8 protein-coding genes are annotated in these 12,511 nt (G+C 38.2%); 4 read left to right on the forward strand and 4 right to left on the reverse strand.

Annotation, left to right across the window (positions count from 1 at the left end; genetic code table 11):
- Positions 1-15 precede the first annotated feature (15 nt).
- Positions 16-1,080 (forward strand): response regulator, encoded by a 1,065-nt coding sequence (locus FLEMA_RS72655; protein WP_044173046.1) that lies wholly within the window; start codon positions 16-18, stop codon positions 1,078-1,080.
- A 497-nt stretch (positions 1,081-1,577) separates the two neighbouring features.
- Complete coding sequence (locus tag FLEMA_RS72660; RefSeq protein ID WP_044173048.1) at positions 1,578-2,471, forward strand: DUF4349 domain-containing protein; 894 nt, start codon at positions 1,578-1,580, stop codon at positions 2,469-2,471.
- Here FLEMA_RS72660 and FLEMA_RS0145035 read toward each other — a convergent pair.
- Both FLEMA_RS0145035 and FLEMA_RS0145045 read right to left on the reverse strand, forming a co-directional pair.
- Complete coding sequence (locus FLEMA_RS0145035; protein ID WP_044173051.1) at positions 2,468-3,025, reverse strand: Riean_0653 family protein; 558 nt, start codon at positions 3,023-3,025, stop codon at positions 2,468-2,470. The genes FLEMA_RS72660 and FLEMA_RS0145035 overlap by 4 nt on opposite strands.
- 212 nt (positions 3,026-3,237) lie before the next feature.
- Positions 3,238-7,923, reverse strand: coding sequence for a hypothetical protein (locus FLEMA_RS0145045; RefSeq protein WP_026996906.1), 4,686 nt, complete (start codon positions 7,921-7,923; stop codon positions 3,238-3,240).
- 306 nt (positions 7,924-8,229) lie between these two features.
- Here FLEMA_RS0145045 and FLEMA_RS72665 point away from each other — a divergent pair, with 306 nt between their 5' ends.
- Complete coding sequence (locus FLEMA_RS72665) at positions 8,230-9,465, forward strand: alkaline phosphatase family protein (RefSeq protein ID WP_044173053.1); 1,236 nt, start codon at positions 8,230-8,232, stop codon at positions 9,463-9,465.
- Positions 9,466-9,770: 305 nt separating this feature from the next.
- Here the strand turns inward: FLEMA_RS72665 and prmA are convergent, their stop codons facing one another.
- Both prmA and FLEMA_RS0145105 read right to left on the reverse strand, forming a co-directional pair.
- A complete protein-coding gene (prmA, locus tag FLEMA_RS0145095) occupies positions 9,771-10,607 on the reverse strand; it encodes a 50S ribosomal protein L11 methyltransferase (RefSeq protein ID WP_026996908.1) in 837 nt (278 codons plus the stop codon).
- A gap of 296 nt (positions 10,608-10,903) precedes the next feature.
- Complete coding sequence (locus FLEMA_RS0145105) at positions 10,904-11,464, reverse strand: RNA polymerase sigma factor (protein ID WP_026996909.1); 561 nt, start codon at positions 11,462-11,464, stop codon at positions 10,904-10,906.
- A 167-nt stretch (positions 11,465-11,631) separates the two neighbouring features.
- Between FLEMA_RS0145105 and FLEMA_RS72670 the strand changes: the two genes are divergently transcribed.
- Entirely contained in the window at positions 11,632-12,507 is an 876-nt protein-coding gene (locus FLEMA_RS72670; RefSeq protein WP_044173055.1) for an AraC family transcriptional regulator, read from the forward strand.
- The last annotated feature ends 4 nt before the right edge of the window (positions 12,508-12,511 follow it).

Below are 12,511 nucleotides of genomic sequence, written 5' to 3' on the forward strand. Positions count from 1 at the left end.
CTATAAATAATAAAGATGCAAAAGATACTACTGATAGAAGACGATGACCAGCTTCGCCGCAATACGGCCGAGATACTCGAATTGTCGAACTATGAAGTATATACTGCCGAAAATGGAAAAGTAGGTGTAGAAAAAGCCCTTCTTCAGCAGCCAGATTTGGTGATTTGTGATGTTATGATGCCTGTGTTGGATGGCTATGGCGTATTGAAGGTTTTTGGAAAAAACCCTGAACTAAAGGATATTCCTATTATTTTGTTGACAGCCAAGTCGGAACGTGGCGATTTTAGAAAAGGCATGGAACTGGGGGCTGATGATTACCTGACCAAACCTTTTGATGAAATAGAATTGCTGTCGGCTATCGAAACTCGTTTACGGAGAAATGAAAGTTTTAAGGCTCACCCTTCCGATACCTTTTCGGTGGTAGCAACCAATCCGTTTTTCAGAGATAATGCCTTAAATACAGGTTTATTGTCGCTCCTCGATGAAAAGAAAATGCACGTTTTCAAGAAAAAGGGGGTGGTGTATGCCGAAGGTGATGATGCTACAAGATTGTACTATATCAAGTCGGGAAAAGTAAAGGCTTTTCGTCAAAATAGTGAAGGCAAAGAATTGGTTACGGGTCTATATCATGCAGGAGGCTTTTTTGGACATAATGCCTTGCTCCATCAGTTACTTTATCAAGAAACGGTAGTTGCCTTAGAAGAAACCCAAGTTTTATATATTTCAAAGGATGAGTTTTTGAGAATACTGGCCACTAATGCCGAAGTGGCTACTAGTTTTATCAAATTTTTGTCGAAACAATTGCTCGAAAAAGAACAACAATTACTCGGACTAGCCTATAATTCTTTGCGAAAGCGAGTGGCTGAAGCATTAATTTTATATGCTGAACATATCAATGAAGGTAGCGATGAAGATATTGTCGTACAGATTTCAAGAGAAGATTTGGCAACGGTAGCAGGCACAGCTACCGAATCATTGATTAGAACGCTTTCCGATTTTAAACAAGAAGGATTGATTGATATTATGTCGGGTAAAGTGGTAATACTAGACCTCAAGAAAATTAAACATCTCAAATACTAAGTATTACTTGCTGATGTTTGAGGTTTGGATATGTTTTTGACCAGTAGAGACACAATGCTTTGCGGCTAAAGATGTGTCATTCTGAAATTTAATATGCAAAAGGCGTTCGAAAACTAATTTCGAACGCCTTTTGCATGAATAGCCCCTAATTTTTTATCATTTGAGCAAATGATAAGCCTCATCAAAGCTCACTTGACAACCTTGTGAATCCTAACCAACACAAATAGGGGGCCTTTTTGAATATTACCTAAAATTGGAGATAACTCATATTTTGTCTATTGAATATCAGTGTTTTGTATTTGAGATAAGTGATTTTTTGTAATAGTTTATTAGGCTAACTAGGAGTGTGGCATCAAGAGCGATGAGGTTGAATAAAAACTTATTAATAAAAAATAAAGATTAAATTTATTTTTTATTAATAAGTTTTTAATTATTTAAAATATCATACATCACCTAGCGTTATCTGAAAAATCAATCTTATCAAACCGTTATTACTTATGAAAAAGCTCAAATCTTTATGGCTGTATTTGGTAGGGGTATGTTTGCTGTGTCTGAATGCCTGCTCGGAAAGCAAATCTGAGGCAAGTTTCAGTGCCGAAACGAGTTCAGCCGATTCGGCGAATATAGCAGCGAATGACGACGTATTGTTACCCAATGAACGGAAGTTTGTGAGAACCGCAGACCTTCGCTTCAAGGTTAAAGATGTACAAAATGCAAGTAGTCAGGTTCGGCAATTGGCCGAGTCAATAGGGGGCTTTACGACACACTCTACCTTATCGTCGCAGGTAATAGATAGCCATGAAATAGCTTTAAGCGAAGACTCTGTTTTAAGAAATCAATCTTTTGAAAGAAATAGCGATATTATCGTCAGAATACCTACACCGTATTTTGATATTTTTTTAGAAAAACTTCGCCCATTGATGTTGTACCTTGACTCGCAACAGCTAAGTGCCAACGACGTTAGCTTGATGTTAGTAGCTAGCGATTTGCGGAAAAAGCGTTTTTCACAATTTGAAAAAAAATATACAAAGCAAGTACAAGCCAAAGCCAAGGGTTTGGCCGAAACCGCCACTGCCGAGGAAAACCTATATGCTATTCAGTCGGAGGCCGATAACAAGCAGGTAGAAACCTTGCAACTAAAAGACCAGCTGGCTTATAGTACGGTAAACTTACATATTTATCAGGCTATACAACTGCACCACGAACTACTACCTAATATAGATAATCAGCATATTTTTCGACCTAATGTTTTTGTGGCATTGTGGGGAAGTATCAAACAAGGGTGGTATTTGTTTGAGGATTTGGTTTTGTTGGTAGCAAAGCTCTGGGTATTGTTTTTATTGGGAGGAATCGGCTATTGGTTATTGAAGAGAAAGCCCATTCAGCACTAATCTTTGATGTCGAAACGACCATCTGAAAGAGTAATAGTTTCGAGCGGGTGGTCTTTTTTCTGAAAAGTAACGCTAAATGTACCCGAAAATATTTTGCGGGTAGTATCAAAATGCGTCAAGTTTACTTGGTTATCGCAAGTATTACAAATCACATATTGAGAACAGTTGCCATTGATACACCTTTGGTAAAGGCTAGCAAAAGGAGAAAATTCTAAAGCATTTTTGGGATAGTAAGTCATAAACTTGTATTCTCCGATACCATTTACACCGTTAATCATAAGGCTAATAGATTCTAAGGTTTCTTGGTTGGTTACGGCAATACGTAGAGTTTGTTGTTGGAGCTTGCCCCACACTACAGGAGCAGGTTTGAAGTTAGGGTTGACACGGTACTTCTGGAAGGGTGTCCACAAATTGCCATTAATTTTCACCCCAAAAGTTTGACGGCCTTCTTGAGTTGGCTCTGGCAAAGCTTTTGGTTCTACATAATCATTTATTTCACAGCTTAGCAGTGTGAACGATACCAGTATGGAAATGAGAAAGTAGATTTTTTTCATAGTATCGAATATACACATTTTTTAGAAAATACTGTATAATTCAAAGTTTATTTTATCATTAATTTAAGATTATTATGATACATCACTACTCTTATAGACATATAATAAAATAGTGTTGTTTTTGGGGTAAATAACTGCTAGAAAAGCAATGATGCCGTATGCTTGCTAAAACATACGGCATAATGATTTATCTGGATGTTGAGGCAACAATACTAAAAACCTTCTTTAGCCTCTTCTTTTTTCTTTTCGTCTTTTTTCTCGTCTTTTTTGGTTATTTTCTTACCTCTTTCCGACTTAGTTCTGTAGTTGTCTTGGAAGTATTCTGTAAATCCAATTTTTTCTTCTGCACCCACACCCAGAAAAATATAGGCATTTTTACCACTACCTTTTTTTACACCTTTGGCTTTTGCGGCTACGGCATTGTTAAATTCATCATCCGACGAGATAACGCCCATTTCGTTTTTGATATACCCCATAAAATACCAAACATCGGGGCTAGGTTCTAAATAAAGGTAAAACTCATCGCCTTCAACCGTTTTACGGATTTCTAAATATCCTTCTATTTGGGCGTTGATGTCGGTGCTTCCAATACTTGCAATACCTAGCTTGCCAATTGAATAAAATGCCGAACGAATATCTGAATACCTCAAATTAGCCTTTGAGATTACCAAAGACGTATTCAGTTTTGATGAAATACTGTGCAAAGGTACGTGTTCATTTTTTAGGCGACGTTCAAACGGTTCGATGGTTTTGTTGCCTAGCAAATTGGCCAATTTGGACATAAGCCTCTCTTTATCTTCGGGTTCATCGGCACTATCATTGTCTCTCGAATCAAGGTTTACTTTAACGATTTTGTCAGCCATAGCTTTTAGCACTTCCGAAGGCATAGGGAAATTGATAACCAACATCTGGTCAAATTTGTGCTTGCCACTGTCGATTCTCATTTCACCAAAACCCGTTGCTTGGATATAATTGTTGGGCTGAAAGAAAGAGAAATTACCTTCCAAGTTGAGGGTTTTCTTGGTATCATCGTAAATATAGCGAGTAGCTTCATACGACTTTTCGGTTTCGTCAGGCCCTACCTCAAAGCGGCTACTTTTAGGAATATCTCTGAGCTTGCCGTGTACCACAAAAATGTCTTCGTCTTTGGGGTCGGGCTTGTCGGTCAAGAAACTGGTATAAAGCCCAGCCGATGCCGTTCTGAAATGCAAACCCGCAAACAAAGTTGTATTGAGGTCGCCTTTGAGGTTGGGCTGAATGTCAATATTGACGTTGTCGGTACTATTGCCTTTGTAGGCTACCCAGCTGATTACATCGCTTCGGCTTTTGCTTTCGGGTTTTACAAAACCATCCATTTTGAGGTTTTTCTCGGCGGCAGTCATTGTGATGTTGCCTCGATACAAGATTTTAGAAGAAATATGGAATTTGTCATTTTCTCCAATGGTAGCTTTGGCAGTAGTGGTCAATCCCTTCAATTTTTTACCTTTTCTATCTTCTAGGGAAGTTTCTTTGAATTCAAAATCACCCATTTTAATATTGATAGTATCACTTATCAAATTAGGGAAACGATAGAAGGCATCACCTTCAAATTTGCTTCGAGATACAATACGGATATTGCCATTCACCAAATTATGATAGCTATTGAGTGTATCGATTTGTAATTTGGCATTTTGGAAGCTTCGCATTTCAGCATCACGACGAATAGAAACTAGCCCTTTATCGGGAATAATTTTGGCATCGGCCGATTTAATAAATGGTACACCACTAATATTCAAAGCTTGTCTTTCGATTTCGTAAAGAGCCTCAGAGCCATTGAATGTTAGTCCTTCCTGTGATGGCTCGATAGACGTAAAAGTGGAGCTTTTAATATCGCCTTTCATCGTAATAGTTTTCTGGTTGATGTCCCATTCTGCACTAGTTATAGAGGTACGATAAGCCGTGTAAGGGAAATACAAACTCGTAGAGTCTTCCAATCGTAGATTTGCAGGTGTTTTGATACTTACTTTACCCGTAGCCAAGTTGAAGTTGACATTCATGTGTTTACCCAATAAGGCAGGTTTGGCCGATTTGAGGTTGTTCCCTACCATAAGGTTGGACGGTTCGGCACTGAAGGCTTCTTTGCCAAACTTAAAGTTATCTGATTGAGTTTCGGAGTCTTGGCGAAGTACCTTCCCAAACCCAAATATACCCGATTGGCGTACCAATAATTTTCCTTCGAGTTTCGAGCTACCTGCATAGAAGTCAAAAGAATTTCCTTTGGTTTCGATAAGCATACTATCTACTTTAGGTTGCCATTTGAGTGAGTAGTTTTTAATATCTACTTTGGTAAAATATGCCTGCCCAACATTACCTTCATTGATCCGACCCGTTGTTCCCGATGCAATCACCGAATCTTGGGTAAATAAGGCTTCTTTGGCCTGAATCTGAGCGGTCAAGTGGTTGATTTCGCCTTCGGTATGCAGGCCACGTTTATCCATTACCAACGGCCCTGCAAACTTCATAAAGGTTTTGGTATTATAAAGGCTGTATTTCCCTTCGGTTACCTTGTGGCTAAAGCCAAGTGTATTGTCGGGCATAGAAATAAGCGTTTCTTTGAAAGGAGGGAAAATACCGTCGGAATAGAACGTTCCAACAAAGTCAATGTCTTTAATATTTAAACTGTCAAAATCAATACTTGGCACTTTGAAGTATATTTTTTTGCTATAAGCCATGTTTTCTCGATAAGCTTGGTCAAAATAGGCTGTTACACCTGTAGGAATTACCAAGCGAGGATATTCAACAAGGCGTTGTCGTCCCGATTTATTATTGGATTTATTGATATAAATTGTACCCGATTCGTATTTGAGGTCGCCACCGATTTCGGTTCGTCCTCTTTTGGCAAGTTCTTTTTGAGGGATAAAAGTGATAGAGTCAATCTTGTTGAGCTTAACACTGAATTCGCCATAATTAAAAGATAAATCTTTGCCTCTAAAGCGGAAATTACCAGTTTTTAGCTCGCCACTTATACCAAAGTTTCGGTCTTTGTTTACCTTGATCAGGTTGTCGTAAGGAGCCATATATACATTCAACGAATCAGAAAGGTAGAATTGTTTTACACCTCTGATAATCAGCTGGTTGTCGGTAAGGCTGAGGGTGGCGTTGGAGGTGGTATCTTTGCTGCTGGTGGCATAATACGACGGAATCAGGAAGTTGTCGTAGTCTTTTTTGGTAGTGTATACCGACAAGTAGTGGTCGCCTTTGCGTGAAAGTTTGATTTTTTCTACATCGGGGTCATATTCAAAATAACCCTTTTGCATCATTGCCAAAAAGACAGGCCTTAAATTATTAACATCTTTTTGGTAAGCTTTGGCCAGTTCCGTAAGCGTTACATTATTTACATTATTCTTTTTGGTATAATTATAAACAACCAAAAGAGGGTTGAAATTAAAATTTTCGGAAATCTTATTAAAACGCTCAGGGTTATAATAGTCAAAAGATTCAAATAAGGCAGGTACTACATTTTTGGCTACCAAAATATAGAAATCAACCTTATGGTCTTTCAAACTCCAACGCATAGCATCGGCCGATATTTCGAGCTTATGATAGCTATCGGCATAAGCAGCCTCTTTGAAGCCACCATTGTCAACCTTGCTCAAACGCAATACTTGTTGTTTTCGGTCGTAAATGAGTTTGCCAGAAGGGTGATAGATAGAGTCATTTCCAGCAAAATATCCTACAAAAGTAGCAGCAGGTGCAGTAATCAGCGAGTCGCCGATCTCAAATTTACGAGATGAAATCTTAAAGGCTATTTTTCCATCTTTTTTTACAGCAATGGTAGCATATTTCTCGTTGATCGAGGTACTTGAAATATTATTACCAGCCAAAGCAAAGCCCCCACGATAATCAAAGTCGAGGCTGTTTTTTAAGATAACATCATTTTGGAAAGACATAAATCTTGGAAAACCCGCAGGAGCATTTTTTGCTCGTTTTTTACTCTGAAATTCAAAAATACCTTTTATTGGAGTTGTTATTTTTTGAGGGTAGGTTAAGGTAGCTGACTCAGCTCGGAGCTTCGGACTGCGAATATCCATGCTGTAATTGTTCAAAACAGCAAAAACGTCGGCTTGACCGAGGCTTTCCCACGAAAATTTACCTCCTGTTCCTATCAATACGCCATCTTTAATACCCAACGACGCACTTGTACCCTGAAGCGTTACCGAATCGTTGGCTGTGGCAATGGAAAGATTAATGTTTTTGAAAACAATAGCAGGCCCAGGATTGAGGAATAGAGGTGCTTCTTCATTGGTAGGTGCTGTGGTAGTACCACCAGCCACAGGAGGACTGTCGTCCCAGTCATCTATTTTGGCAGGTGTAGCGGTATTTGTTGTCGAATTGGCAGGGGCTAGTTCTACCTTTTGTTCGTTAAATTGAAACGAAATACTACCATCGAAGGCATAAAGGCGATTGTAGTTGGTAAAATAAATAGCTTTGTTGCCAAACAGTAGCTTACTGATGTCGATATAACGTAAAGTTGTTTTGGTATCGGTACTTTCTGCAGACTTCCGTAGTGTTTCTAAAAAAGCATCGAGGGTAGTTGATGCAATAAGGCTTGTAGTAACCCCTTGATTAATAGCCTCAAAAATATTGGCAAAATGAGGAGGTTTATAGCCCTTTTTGAACAAAAAATTGCTTACACTTGCTATTTTGGCTTTTTGGGTACTGGTAAGCTTATCGCTTGTCCAGAGTTTTTCAAAAGCCTGAGCAATACTGGCTGCCTGAGGATTGCCCGAAACGGTGAGTATATTTTGGGCATCAGCTAAAAATTCTTCAGGTTTGTCAGATAACCGCAATCCTTGGCTGTACGATAGCGAAGAAATGAGCGTTCCGAGCATTATCAAAAAGTAAATTTTGAGTTTCATTGATTTTGTTTTAAATAAGTTGTGTAATCTGAGGTAAAAACCTGTTTCAACGTTTCAAATTCACCCATCGGTAAACAATAGGTTATTCGTAAAAATAACGACTTTTTTGCAAAGGTATTGCCAAAACAAAAAGGGTATTAGATAAAACTGTGTCGAATTAGTAAGATAAAGTAAAAACAGCAGGAATTGTTTGATTTGCATAAACAGTATTGATTTTACCTCTAAATTTGAGGCAAAATCAAGAATGATGGTATTTATCTTTGATTTTAAGAAGCAACATTTCTCCATATTTTAATATTACACTTCATGAAAAAAATCCTGAGTCTTTTAGTTTTGAGTTGTTGGTGTTTGGCCTCATTGGCTCAAAACAACACCAAACCCTATGTTGTAATGGTATCATTTGATGGCTTTCGCTATGATTATATCAATAAATACCCCGTAAAGCACATCAAAAAATTTATCAAAAAAGGAGCTGCCGCAGAGGTAATGTATCCTTCATACCCTAGTAAAACGTTTCCTAATCACTATACCTTAGTAACAGGCTTATATCCAGACCATCATGGTTTGATAGACAATACTTTTTACGACCAAGGGCGTGATACTTTTTATTCTATTCGCCAGCGAGACAAAGTAGAAGACTCCTACTATTATGGGGGCTTGCCTATTTGGCAGCTGGTACAGCAAAATGGCATGAAAGCCGCCTCGTATTTTTGGGTAGGTTCAGAGGCCAAAATTGCGGGCGAGTATCCAAGTTACTATCATCGTTTCGACGACAAAGTACCTCATCCAACACGTGTTCAAGCAGTATTTGACTGGTTGAATTTGCCCGAAGCCGAACGTCCTCATTTAATGACCATTTATTTTTCGATGGTAGATACCCAAGGTCATGAGTATGGCCCTAACTCGCCAGAAACTAGGGCTGCAGTAATGGAAGCCGACAGCTTGGTAGGAATGTTGATGAATGGTTTGAAAAAAATCAAATTGCCAGTCAATGTAATTCTTACAGCCGACCACGGTATGTACGAAATGCAAAATAGACCCGAAACGTTTATTATTGCTGATAATTTTTTAGAAGGCTTACATAAAGAAGATTTCTTGTTTGTTAATAATAGTACGCACGGAAATATCTTTTTGAAAAATAAAGCAAAAGAAGACGAAATCTATAACGCTATTGTAGCCAAACAAAATCATTTTAAAATCTACAAGAAAGCCGATATTCCCGAAAGTTTGCATTTTAATACCAATGCTCGTATTGGAGATATGTTGTTGGTTGTAGAGCCTGGTTATGGTTTTTATAACAAAGAATCTTTAGCCAAAAAACCTGAAAAACGTAAAGTGTGGGGTGTACACGGATTTGACCCTAATGTAACGCCCGAAATGGGAGCTATTTTTTATGCTAATGGCCCTAATATTAAGAAAGGCGTAAAAATTGCACCGTTCCAAAATATTCATGTGTATCCGTTTGTTGCACAGCTTTTGGGTATTAGCACTCCTCCAATCGACGGAGACCCTAAAGTTTTAGAAGGAATAATTAAGAAATAAGAGCTGAAATAATGGGGTTTTCCCTAAAAGAATCTTTATTAGCAGATTAGATTGTCCGCTAATAAAGATTCTTTTATTTTCTACCTATTGATTTTCATAATACTAAAAAACGCTGATATTCGCTCGAATTCAAATGTCAATAAAACCATTGATTCTTAGGTGTTAACCAAATATTGGGGTAACTGGCTTGGAGATACAAAGCATTGAGTCTCTACCAACTTATATCGAAAAAGGGATAAAGTTTAATTGATAGACTTTATCCCTTTTTTGTTAGAAATCGACTAATTATAGATAATCAATAGCAATTACTCTCTTTCAAAAACAACCGATGCCCAGTTATTTTTGGTATCAAAAAAGGTCTTTTTCAAACCTGCTTCGTTAGCTACTTGCTCAATATCTGCGATGTCATGCTCATAAAAACCACTCACGACCAAATAGGCTTTTGGCAACATAAAAGTCACATATTTCGGAATATCACGCATTAGAATATTGCGATTGATATTTGCCAAGACGATGTCATACAGATCTGCTGGTTCGTCGTCGATAGTTCCTTGTCTTACCACGACACCTTCGCAATGGTTCAACTCCACGTTCTCGCGAGAATTTTCGGCAGCCCATTCTTCAATATCAAAAGCCGACACATAGCTAGCACCTAATTTGGCTGCCATAATTGCCAAAATACCCGTTCCACAACCAACATCAAGTACTTTTTTACCCTGATGCTCCTCAGCCAATTGTGAGCCTTGAATACCCAAAACCATCGAAGTGGTTTCGTGGTGTCCAGTACCAAACGACATTTTAGGATTAATCACAATATCAAAACGGTGTTGGTTGTCGGGTTCGTGGAAACTCGCACGTACACGTACCAAACCATTTACGCTGATTGGCTCATAACTTTTTTCCCATTCCTCATTCCAGTTCTTCTTTTCTAAAGTCGTATAGCTATAACTAATAGGAGTCATGGCCAAATAGCGTTCCATGATTTCGTCGATAGTTTCTTCCGAAAACAAATCCTCGGTAATATAAGCGTTGAGGCCATAAGCTTCTTCTGTGAATGTTTCAAAGCCAATTTCGCCCAATTCGGCCATAAAAATATCTGCAAATTCAGGATTTACAGTCAACTTTAGTTCAATATAGTTCATGCGATATGCGTATTTTTCTCGATTATACGCTACAAAGGTAGCCTAATTTACTGAGAAATACAGGATAATAAATGGCTTTGGGAGGTAGCTTACAGGCTTTTGGGTAATGAATTAGATAGTATTTTCTGGCAAAATGGGGTATTGAAATGCTTTAATATATCAAAAATACCCAAGGGTTTTAAGGCAAATTTGTAGCGGCAATCCAAAGAGATACCGCTACAATATACGATTGATTTAAGGAACAGGCCTAGTTAAATCCTTCTAAATTAATGTTGTATTTATAAAAAAGTAGTTGATTAACCTTTGTAAAAACGAGCTCTCAGAGCCTCGACTCCACGGTGAATGTTGTTGTTGACCGACTGGTAATTGATCCCCATTTTATCGGCAATTTCTTGGTTTCCCATTTTATCGAAATAACGCATTTTGAGGGTTTCCAAAACCCTTGGCGACAAATCTTGTACAGCACGCTCAAGTCGTTGGAAAGTAGCTTCTCGTTCGTCGGTTTCGTGTTGAAAGTAAAAGGCATTTCGCTCAAACTGATGGGCTAATTCGGGCGAGCTATCGAACGAATAGCTATTGCGAGAATCGGTAACACGACGTACCAATTCGTGTCGTAAAGATGTTTTGAGGTATGGCTCAATATTATCGGTATCCGACAAATTACCTCTTCTATTCCATAAATTCAAGAACAAATCATGTACAGCATCCATGACCAATTCGGAATCTACCGAAATTTTATTACCATAGCGAATTAGGGCTTTGTGGTATGTTAAATAAACCAACTGAAAAGCATTTACATCTCCCGACTTAAATTGCTGCCACAATGCTAGATTCTCACAGGCTGTTAATTTTTTCATAGAATTCGCTAAAGTTGTTAATTGAATTATAGGAAGATATTATGGTAAAATTTCTTTACAAAGAGAGCGAAAAAAAATGAATGAAACTTTTCTTTAATTAGTAGGTTTTGATACTATATTGGCATAATCTCTATATTTTTGTAGATAACCATAGTAATTTACTCACAATGAAGCCCTTATTTCGCAAAGTTCAGGTTATGCCTGAGCAGTCATTTAGCATACGACAAGACATCGTGGCGTATTTTTACAGCCATTGGCATTATCACCCCGAATTGGAAATTGTACATATCCATGCAGGTACAGGAATGTTGCTAGTAGGCGATGGCGTGAGCAATTACCGTGAAGACGACCTGATTTTTATTGGCTCGAATGCCCCGCATTTTTTTAGAAGCGACCCTCATTATTTTGAACAAAGTATGGACTTGCAATCGAGGTCAACGGTGATTCACTTTGATGCTAACTTTTGGGGAGAAGGCTTTTTGAAAATGCCCGAAGCAGTTGTTTTGAATGACTTATTTATTCGAGCCAGAAAAGGCTTGTTAATTCGGGGCGAAGCTAGAGACGAAATAGGAGTACTGATGGCGAGTATGCTAGATGCCACCAGTATAGATAGAGTAATACTGTTGTTGAAAGTACTTCGCCGAATGGCCAATGCCAGCGATGTACAAGAATTGTCTAAAACCGACGATAGTGCGACGCTCGATGAGCAAAACACCAAACGCATAGACCAGATTTATTCTTTTTCGCTCAATAATTTTACAAGAGAAATAACATTGGAGGAAGTGGCAGAGGTGGCCAATATAAGTGTTAATTCATTTTGTAGATATTTTAAAACCCATACCCGCAAAACCTATTTTCAGTTTTTGTTAGAATTACGGATTGGTCATGCCTGCAAACTATTGGCAGAAGAAAAACTGAGTATTTCGCAGGTAGCTTACGAAAGTGGTTTTAATAATTTATCGCATTTCAATCGTTCGTTCAAAGCCATTATGCAACTCAAACCCCAACAATATCAAAAATTATATCGGCAAGTTGGGGTTTGATAAA

The sequence above is a fragment of the Flectobacillus major DSM 103 genome, from assembly GCF_000427405.1.
Classification (GTDB): domain Bacteria; phylum Bacteroidota; class Bacteroidia; order Cytophagales; family Spirosomataceae; genus Flectobacillus; species Flectobacillus major.

What these genes read in the sequence shown, in the direction of transcription:
- FLEMA_RS72655 (WP_044173046.1), top strand. Translation starts at nt 16, where the DNA reads ATGCAAAAGATACTACTGATAGAAGACGATGACCAGCTTCGCCGCAAT.
- FLEMA_RS72660 (WP_044173048.1), top strand. Translation starts at nt 1,578, where the DNA reads ATGAAAAAGCTCAAATCTTTATGGCTGTATTTGGTAGGGGTATGTTTG.
- FLEMA_RS0145035 (WP_044173051.1), bottom strand. Translation starts at nt 3,025, where the DNA reads ATGAAAAAAATCTACTTTCTCATTTCCATACTGGTATCGTTCACACTG.
- FLEMA_RS0145045 (WP_026996906.1), bottom strand. Translation starts at nt 7,923, where the DNA reads ATGAAACTCAAAATTTACTTTTTGATAATGCTCGGAACGCTCATTTCT.
- FLEMA_RS72665 (WP_044173053.1), top strand. Translation starts at nt 8,230, where the DNA reads ATGAAAAAAATCCTGAGTCTTTTAGTTTTGAGTTGTTGGTGTTTGGCC.
- prmA (WP_026996908.1), bottom strand. Translation starts at nt 10,607, where the DNA reads ATGAACTATATTGAACTAAAGTTGACTGTAAATCCTGAATTTGCAGAT.
- FLEMA_RS0145105 (WP_026996909.1), bottom strand. Translation starts at nt 11,464, where the DNA reads ATGAAAAAATTAACAGCCTGTGAGAATCTAGCATTGTGGCAGCAATTT.
- FLEMA_RS72670 (WP_044173055.1), top strand. Translation starts at nt 11,632, where the DNA reads ATGAAGCCCTTATTTCGCAAAGTTCAGGTTATGCCTGAGCAGTCATTT.